The following is a 19,721-nucleotide window of genomic DNA, read 5'->3' as shown; positions in this document are numbered from 1 at the left end:
CACTCATGATCTGGACTTTCCTATTCATCGGTCGGCCTTAGCTTAAACCACTGTCCGATTTTCGGGGTCCACTATAAACAGATTTTAGCGAACAAACAGCTATAGTCCATCAATCAGGCTTTTCATTACTATTTAAATAATTCGCAAACAATCTATCTTCATTCAGTGTATGATGAAAGAACCAATTTAATAAAAAATTCATCAATACCCTTGTATTATGTAGCGATTGTTCAACAAAAAAATAACTTTCTTTATTGGAAAGCTTTTCGATTAATTCGCAATGAAGCCTCTGATGTTCTTCTAAACCGGGATAACCCGCTCGGTACATCATATTTTCTTCACTAATGAAATGAAATTTCGTATAGGCACTCAGTTCAGTGATTAACGCATTTCGATAGTTCGCATCCTTAGTTTTTTCCAATTCATAGAAAAGTCGGTTAATCAGATTTAAGAAACAGTGATGTTGGAAATCAACATCTTCAATACCAAGTTCATAATCGTGTTTCCATTCAATCGGTTGATGCTTCATCGCCTTTATTCCTATATATAATGGAAAATGATTGCTTTAGAATATCGACATCAAACCCGTGTTCTTCATAGCCTTTCTGGATGTGTGAGGTGGACCCCATTGTCCAGACAGTTTTAGCCGAATTTAAGGTGGACACTCTGCGCCTCATCAACCGCTCCGTGATAGGCCCAGTAGTTGGCACTGAGTCACCCGGGAAACCCCGGGGCGCCCAGGTTCAATCCAGCCGCGCCTCACCCCGGTGGGTTTAGTCCGGACTTTTTTCTCAACCACTCCACTTGACCTTGCAACCGGCCAATCTGGCTATAGAGCGCCTCGGCATTCTGAGCTTCGTCGGGACCGCGTCGACCCCGCTTGCGTTCGAACAGCGTCTTTAAATCCTCTTGAGCCTCCCGCTTCCAGGTGGTCACCTGGTTGAGGGGCACCTCATACATACCGGCAATCTCATTGACCGTCTTGCGACCTACCAGCGCTTCCATTGCGACCTTCGCCTTGAAGTCCGCACTGAATACTTTCCTCTGCATCACACTACCTCTTCCTCGTAGTCTTTACCTTGCAGAATACCACCTTATTTGCCTGTCCGAATTTGGGGTCCATTATACTTATCAAAGCAAGAGAAAGTTGATAAGTTGGTTCTTTGGAAAGAACAAAAAAAATGGTGTGTTTGTCAAACGAGGCATGAACAAAGACATATATTTTCAGAGACTAATGGAATGGTCCGCCCCGCTCCTCCAACGAGCCCAAAGCGGGCGAAATAGTGAATGCTGACTCACATCATATTAACCGAGATAACGGAGCGGACCCATGAAAGAGTATACCAATGAGCGCGTCATTAAGGTTGTCGGCATTGATCTGGCCAAGCGGAGTTTTCACGTTTACGGCGTGGACGAGAACGGTCAACGGGTGATCCGCAGGACCTTCAACCGGGTACGTCTGAGTGAATTCATGGCGAATCTGCCCGCCTGTACGGTGGCCATGGAAGCCTGTGGCAGTGCGCACTATTGGGCGCGGCAGTTCCGGGAGGACGGCCATGAGGTACGGTTGATCGCGCCCCAGTTCGTGAAGCCCTTTGTGAAATCCAATAAAAACGACGCCGTCGATGCCGAGGCGATTTGCGAAGCGGCCCAGCGGCCCAGGATGCGGTTGGTGGCGATCAAGAGCGTGGAACAGCAAGATATCCAGGCGATTCACCGGATGCGCAGTTTGGGGGTGGAACGCCGCACCGCCCAGGTCAATCAGATTCGCGGTTTTTTGTTGGAATACGGCATTGAAATCCCGCAGGGGCGTGTGGCGGTGAACCAGCGCCTGCCGGAGATTCTTGAGGATCCAGAGAACGGCCTCAGCGAGCGCTTCCGGGCTGAGCTACGCGAGTTGGCTGACGAACTCCGTCACTTGGATGAACGGGTTGCTCATTATGACGCCCAGATTGAGACCCTGGCGGAAAGCCATCCGCAGGCGCAAGCGTTGATGACGATCCCCGGTCTGGGCGCCAAGGGCGCGACCGCGTTGGTAGCGGCCGTCGGCGAGGATCCCCGACTCTTTAAGAACGGGCGGGGTTTGGCGGCTTGGCTGGGCCTGGTGCCGCGCCAGCACTCCACCGGTGGACGGGACCGCTTACTGGGTATCAGTAAACGGGGGGATGTCTACCTGCGGCAGTTGCTGATTCATGGCGCCCGCGCCGTGTTGCGCTGGGTCGAGCGCAAGGACGATCCGACGAGCCGCTGGGCCCGGGGACTGAAAGGCCGTCGCCATGCCAACGTGGCGGCCGTCGCGTTGGCCAACAAGATCGCCCGGATCGCCTATGCGGTGATGACGACCGGCCAGCCCTATGATGCGGCCAAAGGCGCTCTGGCTCCGGTTTGAGTCTTTCTACGCTTCATCCGCGACCCGGTCGCTACGACCACCCCAGTACCTCCCACCATAAGTTGCGAAGAGTGAATCTCACGGTGATGGCATGAAAGACCAGTTCTGCATTTCCGAAAACCTGATTCGTACAAAAGCCGGCTCTGCCGAGACTGCGAGACTGATAAGGACGGAGATGCGCGCGAATTCCATCAGGGCACGAGGGCAGGCGAGCGCCTCAACACGATGCCGGATATATGGCCGCAACTTTTCCTTCAGCCAAACGGCGATTTCCTCTTGCATCGCGGGGCGGACCATATATGTACGAAAACTTAATATCCTACGCAGCCTCTAAAATGGGTTCCTGCAATAATTCACGATTCTTAAATATTTTTCGCAACATTAATCGAATTGAAGCAAGGTAGACTTGACTTTGACTCGATGCAGGCTTCCTTTCGTAATCTCTACTTAATCGACGAGATCGCCCCAACCAAGCGAGGCTTCTTTCAACAACCCATCGCCGAGGTAAAACCTGAAATCCTTTCTCTTCTTTATTTTTGTTAACAACTTCAATCGTGCAGTTAAAGTTTTTCTCAAGCCATTGAGCCAGGGACTCACCTTGATAAGCACCATCGGCCCAAACTTTCCGGATCGTATTGGCGATGGATAGCCCACCTTGTAATACCTGTGGTGCGCCTTTTACATCCGGAATATTCGCGGCATGCACCCCGACATAAATTAGACAACCCATTGTATCCACTAGAATATGCCTTTTTCTTCCTTTAACTAACTTGCCTCCATCCAATCCTGTTTCATCCGCACATTCCTGGGTGCCTTTCACCGATTGGCTATCAATGATCGCAGCGCTTGGGGTCTCATTTCACCCTACTTCTTGACGAAATTTTTGGTGAAGCGCCGTGTTAATTTTCTCGAAAACACCGTTATTGATCCATTGATGATAATAAGTGCTGACGGTGGTATACGCCGGAAAATCTTTGGGAAGATATCGCCACTGACAACCCGTTTTATTGATGTAAAAAATTGCATTTAAAATCTCGCGGAGATCCACTTCTCGGACAGCGATTCCCGGTCTCTTTCCTAGTCTTTGATTGATAATGGTTTTTTCTAAAAAATTTATCAGTGTTTAATAAAAAATATATTGATAAATCATTTAGATGAGCAAAAGAGAGCGGGAATTGCTGCTTCTCGGAGACGTCCTCGCGTATTTGGCTCGCGTTCTTCCAAAAGGGGGTGAACCCTCTCCCATTCCGCATCGGTGAGATCACTGGGATAGCGATTAAACGGTTTTTCCTTCGGCCAAAACATCGCGCACCTCGAACAAAAATTTCGAAACTAAAATAATTTGGGCTTTTTTGGGTAATTCTATCAAAAAAACAATAATAAAATCAATATGTTATTTTTATTACAGTCTCTCAGATAAGAGGACTTATGGGAAGTGTTGTGATAGGTGTTGCTGAGAAAGAAACAGTAGCGGCAAACATACTTGGCATCAATGAAATGAACCAAACATTCGATATTGTGTCAACAAGCGATGAATTCAGGAGCATCGTTGAGGTGGACCCCAATGTCAAGACAGAATTTAGCCGAATTTAAGGTGGACACTCTACACCTTGTAGCGACCGGCTTTGCCTGTCCGCATACACCTCAGCGGGTGTTCGATAGTTCAGCGCCTGATGAGGACGCTGGTCATTGTAAAACACGAAGTACTGCGCCAAGCCCTGGTAAGCCGGGTCCAGCGTTTCATAGGCCTTCGGATACACCTCCTCATATTTTACGGACCGCCAGAGCCGTTCGACAAAGCTATTGTCATGCGCCCGCCCTCGACCGTCCATACTGATTCGGATTCCGGCTTGCGCCAAGCACCCGGTAAAAGCGACGCTCGTGAACTGGGTTCCTTGATCGGTGTTGAAGATCATCGGCTGGCGATGCGCCAGGGCTCCTTCCAAGCACTCCAGGCAAAAGGTGGTCTCCAAAGTATTAGACAACTGCCACGCGAGCACTTTACGGCTATACCAATCCAGGATCGCGACCAAGTAGACAAACCCGCCTGTCAGGCGAATGTAGGTAATATCCGTACTCCACACCTGATCGGGGACGGTCACCGCTACCCCGCGCAGCAGGTAGGGATAGATCCGATGAGCCGCACAGGACAGCGAGGTCACCGGCTTGGGGTCAATCGCCTGCAATCCCAATTCCGTCATCAACCGAACCACCCGTTTGCGGTTAACCGGATACCCGGCCTGCCGCAACACGGCCGTCATCCGCCGACTGCCATAAAAAGGATGCGCCGTATATTGCTCATCCATCTGCCGCATCAGCGCCAGATTCAGCGCCGACGTGGGCACTGCCGTGTAATACCACCCACTGCGTGCCCGTCCCAGCAGTTCACATTGGGCCACCACCGACAGTGCCGGATGATCCGGTTCGATCCAAGCCCGCTTTACCTGGGTGGACTCAGTCCCGACTTTTTTTTCAACCACTCCACCTGGACTTGCAGCCGACCAATCTGGCTATACAGCGCCTCGGCATCGGTCCCGTCTTGGGGGGAACGTCGGCCCCGTTTGCACGCAAACAGGGCCTTCAGCCCCTCCTGGGCTTCACGCTTCCAGGTGGTCACCTGGTTCGGATCCACCTCATGCACCCCGGCAATCTCGTTGATCGTTTTTCGGCCCGCCAGCGCTTCCATCGCGACCTTGGCCTTGAACTCGGCACTGAAGACTTTCCTCTGCATTTCATCGCTCTCCTCAATCGTTTCTACTTTGCAGAGTACCACCTTATTTAACCGTCCGAAATTCGGGGTCCATTGATACGTTGGCGATTTATACACAGCAGAGGAAGCAAAAGATTTTGTCCTCACATCACAAGCCAGAGGAGTATCGAGTGGACGAAATCCGCGAGGATCCACTGGAGAGTGGGACTGACGATAACGCGCCATCCGACCGCCGCGCTCTGGCCCGGCAACACACGACTAAAATGTTAAAGATGTTGCGTGGTTACGGCCCCAGGGAACCATCTCCCGTAGCCGAACCCCAGATGGCGGTGGTGACTGAACTGGACAGTGTTCGTCCTTCATCCATTATGCGGGGGAATGCCGAGTCTGTACCAACAGATGAATCGCCGCCGAGAATCGTGGCCGACCCTAGGGCTTCCTATATCCGACGGGTGGAAGCGCCCCCTGAACCACCGCTGCTTTCCCCAGTCGCGCCGGCGGTGTCGCTACTGCGCCCAGCCGAGCGTTCTGCCGCTCCTGTAAGCGTTTACTCCTCTCGCCCACAGATGGAAGAGGGGTTGTCTGACAGCAAGCGAGAGCTGAGAGAGAAAACTAAAATTCCATCTCTGGGCGAGGGTTTATCACAGCAACCCGGCGTACTGGGGCAGCTCATCGCGCGGAGCAAGGAATTGGCGCAACTCAGCCGCATTTTCCAGGCTTATCTGCCGCCACATTTACGCAACCATGCCGTCCTGATTCGCATGGATGAGGAAGCATGGACAGTGCAAACCGATTCCGCTAATTGGGCAACTCGTTTGCGTTACAAGCTCTACGACATCCGCCAGGCGCTCGGTCAACAACTAGGCATCGCGCTGCCCAAACCCCATATCCGCGTGGAGCCGCTGGCGACTGGCCTGCAATCGCGGCGACCGCAGCTGACCCTGACCCAGGAAAACGCCCGGCTGATCGAACAAACCGCCCGAGATGAACCGGATCCACGATTAAGCGCCGCCCTGCTTCGACTGGCGCAACATGCCGCGTCGGACGATCCATAGTACGACTTACCCATGTTTCATACCCATCAAGGCAATCGCCTCGAAAACCTTACAGACCAGTTGGCGGAATCCTTGCGCCACCCTCTGCATTCCCCACTGGCGCGCGAAATTATCGTGACGCAGAGCAATGGCATGGCGCGCTGGCTGTCCCTGCAACTGGCTGACCGACTGGGTGTCTGCGCCAATATCGCCTTCCAGTTTCCCGCGCCTTTCCTGTGGGAGATGAGTCGGGCGGTGCTGCGCTGGCTACCGCCAACCTCAGCGTTTGACCGGCCAGTGTTGAACTGGCGAGTCATGGCGTTGCTGCGGGATCTGGAAGCAGGACCTCGTTTCGCGCCGGTGCGCGCCTGGCTGGGCGATGGCGATGACGATTTCCGCCGCCATGAACTGGCCTGCCGAATTGCTGACTGCTTCGATCAGTATCTGATTTACCGGCCTGACTGGATTATGCAGTGGGAAGAGGGCCAGGAGGATCACTGGCAGGCAGAGTTATGGCGGCGATTGGCGCATGGCGATGAAGCTCACCGGACGCGCGTACAGAACCAATTGCGCACCGTGCTGCGCCAAAGCCGGGTTGACCCGCGCCGTCTGCCGGAACGGGTCGCCATCGTTGGGGTATCGGCTCTACCGCCGCTGTACCTGGATTTGCTGGCGGAACTGGCGCGCTATGTCGAGGTGCATTTATTCCTTCTTAATCCCTGCCGCGAGTATTGGGGCGATATTCGCGCCGAACGCGATCTGGCTCGTTTGGGCGAGGACATTGATCCTGATGCTGAATATCTGACGGTTGGCAACCCCTTGCTAGCCTCGCTCGGCAAACAGGGACGGGATTTCATTGATCTATTGCCGGGGTATCCGCGTATTGAATCGGATCACTTCGTAGAGCCTGGAAGCGATAGCCTGTTGCACTGTTTACAGGCGGACATTCTCCATTTGCGGGAACGCGGGACCGATGAACATTCTCCCCTCTCACTGCGTCCCGATGATCGTTCCTTACAGATTCACGTCTGCCATAGTCCGATGCGCGAGGTCGAAATTTTGCATGACCAATTGCTAGACTTATTGGCTACTCAGCGTGATTTGCGACCCTCGGATATCATGGTGATGGCACCAGATATTGCGCGTTACGGGCCGCTCATTGAAGCCGTGTTCGATGCAGCTCCCCGTGAACGGCGGATTCCATTCAGCGTCGCAGATCAGGGCTTGCCGGTAGAAAACCCGCTGATGGAGGTGTTTTTTGAACTGCTCGATTTGAGCGGGGAACGCTTCGACGCTGCACAGGTCTTGAGTTTGCTGGAACCCTCGGCGGTGCGGCGGCGATTCGGTTTGAGCGAGGATGATCTGGAGCGTATCCGCCAGTGGGTGCGGGGCGTGGGCATTCGTTGGGGCATCGATGCCTCCGCCAAGGGTGCCTGGGCCTTGCCGGCGACGACTGAACACACCTGGCGGGCAGGACTGGATCGCTTGCTTTTGGGCTACGCGCTGCCGGGACAGGACCGGGATTTGTATGCAGGTATTCTGCCTTATGACGAGATCGAGGGCGGCGAGGCGCAGGCGCTGGGCGGTTTACAGAGTTTTCTGGAGACGCTATTCGAGTTGCGCGACAGGTTGCGGGAACGTTGCCCGCCCACCGATTGGATCGTTACTTTGCGCGCCTTGCTAGAGCGGTTTTTCGAACCTCGCGAGCGCGAGGAGAACGAGTTGCAATTGATTCGCAAGGCGTTGGACGCCCTGGGGGAGCAGACGGAACTGGCCGGGTTTACCGAACCGGTGTCCCTGTCGGTGGTGAAATCAACGTTGCGCGAATTGTTGACTACGTCCGAAAGCGGAGCCGGGCGGTTTTTGAGCGGCGGGGTGACCTGTTGCGCGATGACGCCGATGCGCAGCATTCCCTTCGCGGTCATTTGCCTGATCGGCATGAACGACGATGCCTATCCGCGCCCCCATCAACCGGTCGGTTTCGATCTGCTGGCGAAACGCTTTCAGCGCGGCGACCGTTCGCGCCGCCAGGATGACCGCTACCTGTTCCTGGAAACGCTGCTGTCCGCCCGGCGCGTTCTGTATCTGAGCTATGTCGGTCAGAGCATTCGCGATAATTCAGTGCTACCGCCGTCGGTGCTGGTCAGTGAATTGCTGGATGTGGTGGATCGGGGCTTTCAAACCACAAATGGCGAGCGAGCCAGCACGCAACTGGTGACGCGCCATCCCCTGCAAGCCTTCAGTCGCCGTTATTTCACCGGCGACCCGCGCTTGTTCAGTTACGCACGCGAATGGATCGAGGCCAGCCGTCAGGCCGGGCGCGGCGAGTTGGACAAACCGCCGCTGTTGACCGGTGAGCTGTCGGAACCGGAGCCGGCGCTGCGCTGGGTGACGCTGGAGACGCTGACGCGGTTTTTCCGAAATCCAGCCCGCTGGCTGCTGCGGGAACGCCTGGGCGTCCAGGTCGACGAGGGTGAGGAAGCGCTGGAGACTCGCGAACCGTTTGTACTGGACGGATTGGAGAATTATCAATTGCTTGACCGGATGCTGGATCTGCATCGCGAAGGACGGTCCGTGGCAGATATTGAAACGATCATGCGCGCCAGCGGAGCCTTGCCGCATGGTCAGGTCGGCGAATGCCTGTTCGCCGGCGCCAGCGAGCGGGTGGCGCGTTTTGCCGGACGGCTGGGCCGGGTGTTGCCCCGCCGGGATACGAAACCGCTGGAAGTCGATTTAATGCTGGGCGATTTCCGCCTGACCGGGCGCTTGACCGGTATGACGGCCAGCGGCTGGGTGGGCTACCGGCTGGCGAAGATCAAGGCCGCGGATTACCTGAATCTGTGGTTGCATCATTTGGCTCTCAACGTAGCGGCGCCAGAAGGCGTTGCCCGGCAAAGTCATTGGGTGGCGGAAGATCAGGATGTGGTGCTGGATGCGTTGGAGCATCCGCAGGCATTACTGAAGACCTTGCTTGATCTCTACTGGCAGGGATCGTGTCGCCTATTGCCGTTCTTTCCCAAAAGCGCTCTGGCCTATGTCGAGAGCTTCCGCAAGGCTCAGGAGAAGGGGAAAGAGGCTGACCCGGACAAGGCGCTCTGGGCGGCACGGCAAGTCTGGGAAGGCAGCGAACAACGCGCGAGTTTAGCGGAGCGCCGGGACGCCTATTATCAACTGGCGTTTGGCGATGTAGACCCGCTGGACAGTGCATTTACCGCGCTGGCGACGGCTGTTTTCGAACCGTTGTTTGAAACAATGGACGCTAACTCTTAAGTAATTGTTTTTGATTAAAACCGTGATATGTCCACACCGGGTTTAATCAACATCCCTGTAACCCCCGGCGAGCTGCTCGACCGGCTGACCATTCTGGCCATCAAGCGCCGGTGGATTACCGCATCGGAAAAATTACTGAATATCAATCGTGAATGGACGTGCCTGGATACCCTGCGCCGCCAGCAGATCCCTATGGATACCTATTTGGAATCGCTGATCGTAGCCCTCGAAACGGTCAATCAAACCCTGTGGGACATCGAGGACGCTATCCGTGAGCATGAGCGGCGGCAGGATTTCGGCGCAACCTTTGTTGAACTGGCGCGTCAAGTCTACCTCAACAATGATCGCCGGTCGCAGTTGAAGCAGCAAATCGACAGCCATCTGCGCAGCCCCTGGCGTGAAGAAAAATCCTATGTCGCCTAGCGATGATTTCTGCGGTGCTCCCTTGTCACCGGCATCGCCGGAATCCCAGTCTCCCCTGCCGCACGATGCCAGTAACCGCACACACGTGCGATTGCCTGGGAAATCTCCGCCAGCCTCTGCGTCCGCCAGGAAAGTTATGGTATTTTAACTTTTTTCGTTTCACCGCCAGCCATTGCCAGGAAATTGCCGTGATCGCCGAGTCTTACCAGCCACAAATTATTGAAGCGGAAGCACAACATTATTGGGATGAACACCGGGTCTTTGCCGTGCGCGAGGAGCCGGGCCGCGAGAAATTCTACTGTCTGTCTATGTTCCCCTACCCTAGCGGGCGGTTGCACATGGGGCATGTGCGCAATTACACCATCGGCGATGTGATTGCGCGCTATCAGCGGATGCTCGGTAAGAATGTGCTGCAACCGATGGGCTGGGATGCGTTCGGCCTGCCAGCGGAAAACGCGGCGATGGCGTCCAGCGTCGCCCCGGCGCAATGGACCTTCGACAATATCGCCTACATGAAGAAGCAACTGCGCTTGCTGGGCTTTGCGCTCGACTGGGAACGCGAAGTGGCGACCTGTACGCCGGAGTACTACCGCTGGAATCAATGGCTGTTCCTGCGCATGTTGGAAAAAGGCATCGCCTATCTGAAAACCGGCGTCGTCAACTGGGACCCGGTCGATCAAACCGTGCTGGCCAATGAGCAGGTCATCGACGGGCGCGGCTGGCGCACCGGCGCAGTCGTTGAAAAGCGCGAAATCCCCATGTACTACCTGGCGATCACTCAGTATGCCGAGGAATTGCTGGCGGAGATCGATCAATTGCCCGGCTGGCCGGAGCAGGTCAAGCTGATGCAGAAAAACTGGATCGGCAAAAGCTATGGGGTGCGGATTGGGTTTCCTTACCGTCTCCCCTCACCCGCTGGGAGAGGGGCTGGAGGCGAAGGCGATTCCGGCATTCTCTGGGTCTTCACCACTCGCGCTGACACCCTGATGGGCGCGACTTACGTCGCCGTCGCCGCTGAGCATCCACTGGCGCTCTACGCAGCCCAGGATAACCCGGCGCTGGCGGCGTTCATTGAGGAGTGCCGGCACGGCGGCGTTACCGAGGCGGAACTGGCGACTCAGGAAAAGAAGGGGATGCCGACTGGCCTGACCGTAACCCATCCCCTGACCAGCGAAGACTTGCCGCTGTGGGTCGCCAACTATGTTCTCATGGGCTACGGCGAAGGCGCGGTGATGGCGGTGCCGGCGCACGATGAGCGTGATTTCGCCTTTGCCCGCCAGTTCGGATTGCCCATCAAACCGGTGATTCGCACCCGCGCCGGCGACGAAACCCCGGCGCCCTGGCAGGAGGCTTATGCGGATTACGGGACTTGCATCAACTCCGGCCCCTACAACGAACTGGATTTCGACCAGGCGGTAGACGCTATCGCCGCCGATCTGAGCGCCAAAGGTCTCGGCGAGAAGAAAGTGACTTGGCGGTTGCGCGACTGGGGCGTTTCCCGGCAGCGTTATTGGGGAACGCCGATTCCCATCGTGCATTGTGCGAGTTGTGGCGCGGTTCCCGTGCCCGATGAACAACTGCCGGTCGTGTTGCCAGACCATCTGATCCCGGACGGCTCCGGCAATCCGTTGAACAAATATGCGGAATTTCTGCACTGTGCTTGCCCAAAATGCAGTCAACCGGCCCGACGCGAAACCGACACCATGGACACCTTCGTCGACTCGTCCTGGTACTTCTTTCGCTACTGCGCCCCCGACGCCAACGTCATGGTCGATCAGCGGGCCGATTACTGGATGCCGGTCGATCAATACGTGGGCGGCATCGAGCACGCCATTCTGCACCTGCTGTATTCGCGATTCTGGACTAAGGTCATGCGCGATCTGGGTCTGACCCAGGTCAGCGAACCGTTTACCCATCTGCTAACCCAGGGCATGGTGGTTGCACCCACGTTTTACCGCGAGAACGCCGAGGGCCGCAAACAATGGATCAATCCCGCCGACGTCAAGGTGCAAACCGATGAGAAGGGACGACCGGTCACTGCGACTCTGAGCAACGATGGGCAACCGGTGGCGATTGGCGGCATCGAAAAGATGGCCAAATCCAAGAACAATGGCGTCGATCCACAGTCGTTGATTGAAAAATACGGCGCTGACACCGCCCGCCTGTTCATGATGTTCGCCGCGCCGCCGGACCAGGCGCTGGAATGGTCGGATTCCGGCGTGGCAGGCGCTTACCGCTTTTTGCGCCGGCTTTGGCTATACGCTACGGAACATCAGGAGTCGATCCGCGCCGCTGGCGAACCGGATACGGCAACCCTGTCCGAACCCTTGCGCCTGGTGCGCCGCGAAGTGCATGAGGCGCTGCAACAAGCCGTGTACGATTTCAGCCGCCACCAGTTCAACACCGTGGTCTCGGGCGGCATGAAGATTCTGAACGCGCTGAGTCGGAGCGAAGTGGCTGAGGATGCCGCGCTGGCCGCGGTGCGTCGCGAGGGCTTGAGCATTCTGTTGCGTTTATTGTCGCCCATCACCCCGCATATTGCCCATATCCTGTGGCGGGAACTGGGGTATGGCGATGATGTGCTGAACGCTGAATGGCCAACGCCTGACGAAGCTGCGCTGGCCCGCTCGCTGGTGACGCTGGTGGTGCAGGTTAACGGTAAACTGCGCGGGCAAATCGAAGTTCCGGTGGACGCCGGGCGTGAGGCGATTGAGCAGGCTGCTCAGTTCGAATCCAATGTCCAGCGTTTTGTCGATGGCAAACCGATTCGCAAGATCATCATCGTGCCCGGCAAACTGGTCAATGTGGTGTGTTGAAAAATAGACGCCCCTCGCCCGCTGGTGAGAGAGGGGTTGGGGGAGAGGACGGTCATGCGTTGGATGATGGGAAGTGGCGTTGGCCTGATATTGCTGGCCTTGGCGGGTTGCGGCTTTCAATTGCGCGGCCAGGCGCAATTGCCGCCGGAAATGCGGGTGACTTACGTGCAAAGCCAGTCAGGTCTTTCCCCACCCGGTTCCGTGAGCCGCAAACTTCCGTTGTTGCTGGCGAACAATGGCGTAACCATTACCCGCGATCCGGCCCAGGCGACCGCCACGCTGACCATCCTGCGCGAGGGTAGCGGTCGTCGCGTTGTGGCCGCCGACCGCTTCGATATCGAGCGTCAGTATGTGATCGCCTACGATGTGACTTACCAGGTAACGCTGGCCAATGGGCAAACGCTGATTTCCCCTGAAGCATTCAATGCGAACCGTACGGTCCTGTTTGATGAAAACCGGGTGCTGGGCTTTGAAGCCGCGCAGGAGTCTTTAGTCGACAGCATGGCTGAGGACCTGTCCTGGCAAATCGTCCGCCGCCTGCAAGCCGCTGCCGGTTCCTGAGATTCCCCTTGCGCCTGCCTCCCGACAAACTCGCCGCGCATTTGTGTAAAACGCTGGCGCGCATCTACCTGGTGTTCGGCGAGGAAACTCTGCTGGCCCAGGAAGCCGCCGACGCGATCCGCGCCGCTGCCCGCGAGCGCGGCTATAGTGAACGGGAAGGTCTGACTGTGGAAACCGGTTTCAACTGGAACGCCCTGCAGCAACTGGCTTCCAGTCCTTCCCTGTTCGCCAGCCGCCGATTGCTGGAATTGCGGATCGGCGACGCCAAGCCGGGCGATGCAGGCAGCAAGGCGCTCATCACCTACGCGGCGCGACCCGCCGAAGATGCGGTGCTACTGATCACCGTCGGCAAAGTCGACTGGCAAGCGCAGAAAAGTCGCTGGTTTACCGCATTGGACGAAGCGGGAGTCGCCATACCCGCCCTGCCAGTCGATGCGCGCCAACTACCGGCCTGGATTGAACGTCGGTTACGCGATAAGGGTCTTCACCCCGCGCCTGAAGCCGTGACGCTGCTTAGCGAGCGAGTGGAGGGCAATTTACTGGCGGCGGCCCAGGAGATTGAGAAGCTGGCCCTGACAGTAAACGACCGGTCATTAACCGTCGAAACCATTCTGGCCGCCGTGGGAGACAGCGCCCGTTTCAGCATCTATGATTTTGTGGACGCCGCACTGCTGGGCGATGCAGAACGAGTAGTGCGCATTCTGGACGGCTTGCGCGGCGAAGGCATCGAACCGGTGCTGGTCAACTGGGCTTTGCATCGAGAAGTTCGTACTTTGCACAGTCTGGCTTTTGCCCGCGCTGGGGGGCAATCCCTGGAAGCGGCGCTGAACGCTAACAAAATCTGGGAAAAGCGCAAGCCACTGGTTCGCCAGGCTCTGCAACGCTTGACGTTGACCGATTGTCGACGCCTGTTGCGTGAGTGTTCACACATTGATCGCTGCATTAAGGGCGCAGAAATTGGCGCGCCCTGGGATGAATTGCTGACAGCAGGTTTGCGGCTGACCGGTCGGGAATTATTGCCCGGTGAAAAGTCCCTCTAAATGGGCATGAAATACACGCCAACGCGCGAAGCGGCGGCCATGAGGTTTTGCTTGATGAATGACATGAATCAGGATATGACGAGCGTCATAGAGGCCCAGATGACAGCGATTGGCCAACGCGCCCGCGCGGCTTCGCGCATCGTGGGGTGCGCGGAAACCCAGGCCAAGGACGCCGCCCTGCTGGCGATTGCCGAAGCCCTGGAAGCGGCTGAAACCACGTTGTTAACGGAGAATCGGCTGGATATGGAAGCAGGTCGCGCCGCCGGCCTGGAACCAGCGCTGCTGGATCGCCTGGAAATCACGCCCAAGGGCGTCAAGGCCATGGCTCAGGGGTTGCGAGAGATCGCCGCCCAAACCGATCCGGTTGGAGAAATCACCGATCTCAAATACCGTCCTTCCGGCATCCAAGTGGGGCGGATGCGCGTCCCGCTGGGCGTCATTGGCGTCATCTACGAATCCCGGCCCAACGTAACCGCCGACGCTGCGGCGTTGTGCCTGAAATCGGGCAACGCCGCCATCCTGCGCGGCGGCTCCGAGGCGCTGCATTCCAACCGGGCCATTGCCGCCTGCATCCAGCAGGGGCTGGCGGTCGCCGGTCTACCGGCGGATGCCGTACAGGTCATCGATACCGCTGATCGCGCGGCGGTGGGAGCGCTGATCCGCATGGCCGAATATGTGGACGTGATCGTGCCGCGCGGCGGCAAGGGTCTGATTGAGCGCATCAGCCGCGAAGCGCGCGTGCCGGTTATCAAACATCTGGACGGCGTGTGCCATGTTTATATCGACGACCGCGCTGATCTGGAAAAAGCGATCGCTGTAGCCTACAACGCGAAAACTCAGCGTTATGGCACCTGCAATACCCTGGAAACATTACTGGTTGCGGAAGACATCGCTGATCGAGTGTTGCCGCCGCTGGGTCGGATGTATCAAGAAAAGGGCGTAGAATTACGCGGCTGCGCACGAACCCACGACCTGCTGCCGGGCATCGCCGCGGCGACTGAAGAGGACTGGTATGAGGAATATCTGGCGCCGATCCTGGCGATTCGCGTGGTCAAAGGCATGGATGAGGCGATGGATCACATCGCCCGCTACGGTTCCGCGCACACCGACGCCATTGTGACCGAGGACTACAGCCGGGCGCGGCGTTTCCTGCGCGAAGTGGATTCCAGTTCAGTGATGGTCAACGCTTCGACGCGCTTTGCCGACGGCGGCGAATACGGATTGGGCGCGGAAGTCGGCATCAGCACCGATAAACTGCACGCGCGCGGTCCGGTTGGCGTGGAAGGCTTAACCACTCAGAAGTTCATCGTGCTGGGCGATGGGCATATTCGCCGTTAACCCAGGACCTCCAGGATTCCTGTTATTCCCATGTTAAATACCCCCCGCCCGATCGGCATTCTGGGCGGTACTTTCGATCCCATTCATTACGGCCATTTGCGGCCAGCGCTGGAGTTGCTGGAAACGCTGGAACTGGCCGAGGTGCGTTTCATTCCCTGCCGGATTCCCGCGCATCGCGGAACGCCGCAAGTGACCGCCGAACAGCGATTGGCGCTGGTGCGGGCGGCTATCGCTGGACAACCTGGCTTTACCGCCGATGACCGGGAATTGCGCCGCGAGGGAACCTCCTACATGGTGGATACGCTGGCGTCGCTGCGCGATGAGTTCGGTCAGGAGACGCCTCTTTGTCTCATCATTGGCGCTGACGCCTTTCAGGAGCTGCATACCTGGAGTCGCTGGCGAGATCTGGCTAAAGTGGCGCATATTGTTGTGATGCAGCGGCCCGGCGCTTCGCAAGCATTGCCGCTGATACTGGAAGAATGGGCAGCACCTCGCATCACGCCGGATGCATCGTTCCTGCGCACGCAACCGGCAGGGCGCATCCTGTTTCAACCTGTGACTCAACTGGATATTTCCGCTACCCAAATCCGCGCCTTGCTGGCGCGCGGCCAGTCACCCCGCTATCTGTTGCCAGAAGCGGTGCTGGCCTGCATCCACGACCAGGAATTGTACCGGTCGCCATTTGTTGAAAATTCTTTTAATTCATGAGGATATGCGAAAATTCATGCAACTTGAGGTTTTAAAAAGGATCGTTGTTGACGCCCTGGAAGAAGTGAAAGCCCAGGATATCCGGGTGCTGGACGTGCGCAATGTAGCCAGTTTCACCGATCTGATGATCATTGCCAGCGGCTCATCGACCCGTCAGGTTAAAGCGCTGGCCGACAAAGTCATTGAGAAATGTAGGGCGGTCGGCATTCGTCCGCTCGGCGTCGAAGGAGAACGCGAAGCTGAATGGGTGCTGGTCGACCTCGCGGACATTGTGGTGCATGTCATGCTGCCGCAGACCCGAGATTTTTATAATCTGGAGAAACTGTGGTCGGTGGATGTAGCCAGGGCGCTGAAGGTTTGATGATGTTTAGACATGAAAATCCACCTGCTTGCTGTAGGCGTTCGCATGCCCGACTGGGTCAAAGCCGGTTATGCGGAATATGCCGGACGCCTGCCCCGGGAATGCTCATTGAATCTGGTGGAGATTTCCGCCGGTAAACGCGGTGGGCATGCCGATATAGCCCGTCTGGTGCGCGCCGAGGGCGAGCGATTGCTGGCGGCGGTTCCCTCCGGTTCCCGGATCATTGCCCTGGATGAACGAGGCCGGGAATGGAGCACCGTGGAGCTGGCGGAGCGGCTGGCGGGCTGGCTACAAGAGGGCCGCGATCTGAGTCTGCTCGTCGGCGGCCCGGATGGGCTGGATGCGGCCTGTCGCCAGCACGCTGAGCAACTCTGGTCGTTGTCTCGTTTGACCCTGCCGCATCCTCTGGTGCGCGTCGTAGTCGCCGAGCAGCTTTACCGGGCCTGGAGCCTGCTCAATCATCATCCTTATCATCGCGCTTGACGCTCGACTTTTGCGTTGCCCGCCGCGCCAACGATAAAACACCGGGCGGGCCGGGAGAGACAACCCCTAATGCTCATGCCGTCAAGCCTGCGGGCAACGCACACCCGTGCCCCCCAGACCACAGTAGCCGCCAGGATTTTTCGCCAGATACTGCTGATGATAATCCTCGGCGTAATAAAAGGGCGGCGCTTCAGCAATTTCAGTTGTGATCCGCCCATGACCGGCAGCAGTTAGCCATTGTTGATAGGCATCGCGGCTGGCTACGGCGGCAGCATGCTGAGCTTCACTGTAAGTGTAGATCGCTGAACGGTATTGGGTTCCCACATCGTTACCTTGACGCATGCCTTGTGTGGGATCGTGTGCTTCCCAAAACGTCTGAAGCAGCTGCTTGTATGAAATAACTGCCGGATCAAAAATCACCCGCACCGCCTCGGTGTGACCGGTCAGGCCACTGCACACCTCTTCATAGGTCGGGTTCGGAGTAAAACCTCCCGCGTAACCAACAGCCGTGCTGTACACGCCAGACAGAGTCCAGAATTTACGCTCCGCGCCCCAGAAACAACCGAGGCCAAAAACAGCTTCCGCCATATTGTTTGGAAAAGGCGATTGTAAGGGATGACCGTTCACATAGTGACGCATCGGGACCGGCATCGGCGTTGCCCGACCGGGCAATGCTTCTTCAGGACGCAGCATCTGAACTTTGCGTTGCAACCATAGCATAAACATTTCTCCTGATAATAAGGGAACGGTAATTTGACTCTTTCAGAAATAGTGCGTTTCCAAAAACCGACTTGCGACTTGATCCATGACGGTTATGCTATGCACTGGAACTATCCACTAAAGATGAGGAACCCACTATGCCTAAATCATTTTATCTGGCGCTGATCTGTGCGAGTCTGTTACCGCTCCCAGCGCAAACCGCCAGCTATGATTGCACACAAGCCAGCACTTCAGCCGAAATCGCTGTGTGCTCTAATCCCGGTCTCAACCGTCTGGATGAAGACATGGCGGTTCTCTATCGCTCCCTCTTAAACGAATTGCCCCAGCGTCAAGCCTCACGATTGCGCGAAGATCAGCGATCCTGGCTGACTGCGCGCAATAGTTGCGGCGCGGATGTTCGCTGTTTGCGCGCGCGCTATCAGGAGCGCATGAGCCGACTGAATGAATATTGATCGAGTACGCGACTAATGAGCGATGAACGGTTGCCCTGGCACGAGGCGCAATGGGGACAACTCCAACAGCGCCGGGCCGCTGGACGGCTGCCACACGCCCTGTTACTAACCGGACCCGCAGGATTGGGCAAAAGCGTCTTCGCTCGTCGACTTGCGCAAAGTCTGCTATGCGCCTCGCCCGACGCTGAGGGTAATGCCTGTGATCGTTGTCGGGCCTGTCACCTGTTCCAAACCGGTAGCCACCCCGATTATCTGGCAATCTGTCCAGAAGATGACAGCGCCGACAATGCATCGTCCAAAAAAAAGAGCAAAGTGATCAAAATTGATCAAATTCGTGATTTCTGCATACTTCTCGGGTACACCCCCCACTATGGCGGCTATAAGATCGCCCTCCTGGAACCGGCTGATCGTTTGCATGTCAATGCAGCTAACAGTTTGCTGAAAACCCTGGAAGAACCGCCTGGCAACAGCCTGTTACTGTTAGTGACCGCCCAACCGGCGCGCCTGCCAGCCACCGTGCGCAGTCGCTGTCAGATCATCAGTTTTAGCACGCCTTCCCGGGAAGTTGCAGGAACCTGGCTGGCATCGCGGCTGTCTCCCCCACTGGAGCCAATGGCGCTGCTTGACGCCGCTAATGGAGTCCCCCTGGCGGCCTTAGCTTACGCCGATGGGGAACGCTGGCACCGCCGTCAGGCATTAATGGAGGGCTACGAACAGGTTATAGCAGGTCAGCTCGACCCCATTCGGGCAGCGGAAAATTGGGGGCAAGACAATCTGGTTGAAAATTTATGCTGGCTGATAAGTTGGCATACCGATTTGATTCGGCTTAAGATGAATCCCGGCTTCACCCCGTTGCATAACCCCGATTTGCGACCTGCATTGCGAAACTGGATGGCCCGCCAGTCTCCACGCCGGCTGTTCGAGCGTCTGGATGCAGCCATTCGCTTGCATACCCTGTGTACGGTAACCCAGGTTAATACGCAGATGCTTCTGGAAGCCTTTCTCAGTGGCGCATCAGGGAACGAAAAATCGAATATTCTTTAGAACATGCTTATATAAGGCTGAACCCATGGCAGGTCCACGACAAGGCGTCATCGCCCTTGCCATCAAGGACAAGGTGATGTTGCAGACCAACTATATGCCCTTTATCAAAGGGGGCGGAGTTTTTATCCCGACGGAAAAAACCTTCGAGCTGGGTGATGAAGTCTTTCTCTTGCTGACTTTGCTGGAGGATCCGGAACGGTTTGCCATTACCGGTAAAGTCATTTGGATCAACTACCGGACGACGCCGGGCGGTCGACAAATTGGGGTTGGCATCCAGTTCGGGGGCGCTGATGGCGAACGACTTCGGAAAAAAATCGAAGCGCTGCTGGCCGGCTACACCCGGATTGACCAGCCCACCAATACGATGTAACG

19 protein-coding genes and 1 pseudogene are annotated in these 19,721 nt (G+C 56.7%); 14 read left to right on the top strand and 6 right to left on the bottom strand.

Features of this window, described 5'->3' with window-relative positions:
- Nucleotides 1-109 precede the first annotated feature (109 nt).
- A complete protein-coding gene (locus H6973_11785) occupies nucleotides 110-529 on the bottom strand; it encodes a hemerythrin family protein (protein ID MCP5126277.1) in 420 nt (139 codons plus the stop codon).
- A gap of 230 nt (nucleotides 530-759) precedes the next feature.
- Nucleotides 760-1,053, bottom strand: coding sequence for a transposase (locus H6973_11780; GenBank protein ID MCP5126276.1), 294 nt, complete (start codon nucleotides 1,051-1,053; stop codon nucleotides 760-762).
- A gap of 277 nt (nucleotides 1,054-1,330) precedes the next feature.
- Here H6973_11780 and H6973_11775 point away from each other — a divergent pair, with 277 nt between their 5' ends.
- Nucleotides 1,331-2,389 carry an IS110 family transposase gene (locus H6973_11775; GenBank protein MCP5126275.1) on the top strand — a complete coding sequence of 353 codons (1,059 nt, stop codon included), beginning with the start codon at nucleotides 1,331-1,333 and terminating at the stop codon, nucleotides 2,387-2,389.
- Between the two features lie 319 nt (nucleotides 2,390-2,708).
- On the opposite strand, the gene H6973_11770 is transcribed toward H6973_11775, so the two are convergent.
- The 3 genes and pseudogenes from H6973_11770 to H6973_11760 form a co-directional block, all read right to left on the bottom strand.
- Entirely contained in the window at nucleotides 2,709-3,209 is a 501-nt protein-coding gene (locus H6973_11770; protein MCP5126274.1) for a transposase, read from the bottom strand.
- A 39-nt stretch (nucleotides 3,210-3,248) separates the two neighbouring features.
- A complete protein-coding gene (locus H6973_11765) occupies nucleotides 3,249-3,437 on the bottom strand; it encodes a transposase (protein MCP5126273.1) in 189 nt (62 codons plus the stop codon).
- A gap of 541 nt (nucleotides 3,438-3,978) precedes the next feature.
- Nucleotides 3,979-5,120: pseudogene (locus H6973_11760) on the bottom strand (IS3 family transposase).
- 116 nt (nucleotides 5,121-5,236) lie between these two features.
- Between H6973_11760 and H6973_11755 the strand changes: the two are divergent.
- From H6973_11755 to rlmH, 10 genes are all read left to right on the top strand, one after another.
- The gene (locus H6973_11755; GenBank protein ID MCP5126272.1) at nucleotides 5,237-6,154 is read left to right on the top strand and encodes a DUF721 domain-containing protein; all 918 of its coding nucleotides are present in this window, start codon (nucleotides 5,237-5,239) and stop codon (nucleotides 6,152-6,154) included.
- Nucleotides 6,155-6,166: 12 nt separating this feature from the next.
- Complete coding sequence (gene recC, locus H6973_11750; GenBank protein MCP5126271.1) at nucleotides 6,167-9,403, top strand: exodeoxyribonuclease V subunit gamma; 3,237 nt, start codon at nucleotides 6,167-6,169, stop codon at nucleotides 9,401-9,403.
- 27 nt (nucleotides 9,404-9,430) lie between these two features.
- Nucleotides 9,431-9,826, top strand: coding sequence for a hypothetical protein (locus H6973_11745; protein MCP5126270.1), 396 nt, complete (start codon nucleotides 9,431-9,433; stop codon nucleotides 9,824-9,826).
- Between the two features lie 65 nt (nucleotides 9,827-9,891).
- Nucleotides 9,892-12,642, top strand: coding sequence for a leucine--tRNA ligase (locus tag H6973_11740; protein MCP5126269.1), 2,751 nt, complete (start codon nucleotides 9,892-9,894; stop codon nucleotides 12,640-12,642).
- Nucleotides 12,643-12,696: 54 nt separating this feature from the next.
- On the top strand, nucleotides 12,697-13,203 hold the full coding sequence (locus H6973_11735) for a hypothetical protein (GenBank protein MCP5126268.1): 507 nt from the start codon (nucleotides 12,697-12,699) through the stop codon (nucleotides 13,201-13,203).
- An 8-nt stretch (nucleotides 13,204-13,211) separates the two neighbouring features.
- A complete protein-coding gene (locus H6973_11730; GenBank protein MCP5126267.1) occupies nucleotides 13,212-14,243 on the top strand; it encodes a DNA polymerase III subunit delta in 1,032 nt (343 codons plus the stop codon).
- A 63-nt stretch (nucleotides 14,244-14,306) separates the two neighbouring features.
- On the top strand, nucleotides 14,307-15,581 hold the full coding sequence (locus H6973_11725; GenBank protein MCP5126266.1) for a glutamate-5-semialdehyde dehydrogenase: 1,275 nt from the start codon (nucleotides 14,307-14,309) through the stop codon (nucleotides 15,579-15,581).
- A gap of 30 nt (nucleotides 15,582-15,611) precedes the next feature.
- Nucleotides 15,612-16,289, top strand: a complete 678-nt coding sequence (gene nadD, locus H6973_11720) for a nicotinate-nucleotide adenylyltransferase (GenBank protein ID MCP5126265.1) — start codon at nucleotides 15,612-15,614, stop codon at nucleotides 16,287-16,289.
- A 16-nt stretch (nucleotides 16,290-16,305) separates the two neighbouring features.
- Nucleotides 16,306-16,650 carry a ribosome silencing factor gene (rsfS, locus tag H6973_11715; protein ID MCP5126264.1) on the top strand — a complete coding sequence of 115 codons (345 nt, stop codon included), beginning with the start codon at nucleotides 16,306-16,308 and terminating at the stop codon, nucleotides 16,648-16,650.
- Nucleotides 16,651-16,662: 12 nt separating this feature from the next.
- Nucleotides 16,663-17,133 (top strand): 23S rRNA (pseudouridine(1915)-N(3))-methyltransferase RlmH, encoded by a 471-nt coding sequence (gene rlmH, locus H6973_11710; protein ID MCP5126263.1) that lies wholly within the window; start codon nucleotides 16,663-16,665, stop codon nucleotides 17,131-17,133.
- An 81-nt stretch (nucleotides 17,134-17,214) separates the two neighbouring features.
- Here the strand turns inward: rlmH and msrA are convergent, their stop codons facing one another.
- Complete coding sequence (gene msrA, locus H6973_11705) at nucleotides 17,215-17,859, bottom strand: peptide-methionine (S)-S-oxide reductase MsrA (GenBank protein ID MCP5126262.1); 645 nt, start codon at nucleotides 17,857-17,859, stop codon at nucleotides 17,215-17,217.
- Nucleotides 17,860-17,990: 131 nt separating this feature from the next.
- On the opposite strand from msrA, the gene H6973_11700 reads away from it, so the two are divergent.
- From H6973_11700 to H6973_11690, 3 genes are read left to right on the top strand one after another with little or no spacing between them, the layout of a single operon-like run.
- Entirely contained in the window at nucleotides 17,991-18,305 is a 315-nt protein-coding gene (locus H6973_11700) for a DUF1311 domain-containing protein (GenBank protein MCP5126261.1), read from the top strand.
- Nucleotides 18,306-18,320: 15 nt separating this feature from the next.
- Nucleotides 18,321-19,349, top strand: coding sequence for a DNA polymerase III subunit delta' (locus H6973_11695; GenBank protein MCP5126260.1), 1,029 nt, complete (start codon nucleotides 18,321-18,323; stop codon nucleotides 19,347-19,349).
- A gap of 25 nt (nucleotides 19,350-19,374) precedes the next feature.
- Nucleotides 19,375-19,719 carry a PilZ domain-containing protein gene (locus H6973_11690; GenBank protein ID MCP5126259.1) on the top strand — a complete coding sequence of 115 codons (345 nt, stop codon included), beginning with the start codon at nucleotides 19,375-19,377 and terminating at the stop codon, nucleotides 19,717-19,719.
- Nucleotides 19,720-19,721: the final 2 nt, after the last annotated feature.

Source organism: Gammaproteobacteria bacterium (genome assembly GCA_024235095.1).
In the GTDB taxonomy this organism is placed as follows: domain Bacteria; phylum Pseudomonadota; class Gammaproteobacteria; order Competibacterales; family Competibacteraceae; genus UBA2383.
The sequence above is the reverse complement of the archived record's forward strand: the minus strand, read 5'-3'. Positions and strand labels throughout refer to the sequence as shown.

What these genes read in the sequence shown, in the direction of transcription:
- H6973_11785 (MCP5126277.1), bottom strand. Translation starts at nt 529, where the DNA reads ATGAAGCATCAACCGATTGAATGGAAACACGATTATGAACTTGGTATT.
- H6973_11775 (MCP5126275.1), top strand. Translation starts at nt 1,331, where the DNA reads ATGAAAGAGTATACCAATGAGCGCGTCATTAAGGTTGTCGGCATTGAT.
- recC (MCP5126271.1), top strand. Translation starts at nt 6,167, where the DNA reads ATGTTTCATACCCATCAAGGCAATCGCCTCGAAAACCTTACAGACCAG.
- H6973_11745 (MCP5126270.1), top strand. Translation starts at nt 9,431, where the DNA reads ATGTCCACACCGGGTTTAATCAACATCCCTGTAACCCCCGGCGAGCTG.
- H6973_11740 (MCP5126269.1), top strand. Translation starts at nt 9,892, where the DNA reads ATGCCAGTAACCGCACACACGTGCGATTGCCTGGGAAATCTCCGCCAG.
- H6973_11735 (MCP5126268.1), top strand. Translation starts at nt 12,697, where the DNA reads ATGCGTTGGATGATGGGAAGTGGCGTTGGCCTGATATTGCTGGCCTTG.
- H6973_11725 (MCP5126266.1), top strand. Translation starts at nt 14,307, where the DNA reads ATGAATCAGGATATGACGAGCGTCATAGAGGCCCAGATGACAGCGATT.
- nadD (MCP5126265.1), top strand. Translation starts at nt 15,612, where the DNA reads ATGTTAAATACCCCCCGCCCGATCGGCATTCTGGGCGGTACTTTCGAT.
- rsfS (MCP5126264.1), top strand. Translation starts at nt 16,306, where the DNA reads ATGCAACTTGAGGTTTTAAAAAGGATCGTTGTTGACGCCCTGGAAGAA.
- rlmH (MCP5126263.1), top strand. Translation starts at nt 16,663, where the DNA reads ATGAAAATCCACCTGCTTGCTGTAGGCGTTCGCATGCCCGACTGGGTC.
- msrA (MCP5126262.1), bottom strand. Translation starts at nt 17,859, where the DNA reads ATGTTTATGCTATGGTTGCAACGCAAAGTTCAGATGCTGCGTCCTGAA.
- H6973_11700 (MCP5126261.1), top strand. Translation starts at nt 17,991, where the DNA reads ATGCCTAAATCATTTTATCTGGCGCTGATCTGTGCGAGTCTGTTACCG.
- H6973_11695 (MCP5126260.1), top strand. Translation starts at nt 18,321, where the DNA reads ATGAGCGATGAACGGTTGCCCTGGCACGAGGCGCAATGGGGACAACTC.
- H6973_11690 (MCP5126259.1), top strand. Translation starts at nt 19,375, where the DNA reads ATGGCAGGTCCACGACAAGGCGTCATCGCCCTTGCCATCAAGGACAAG.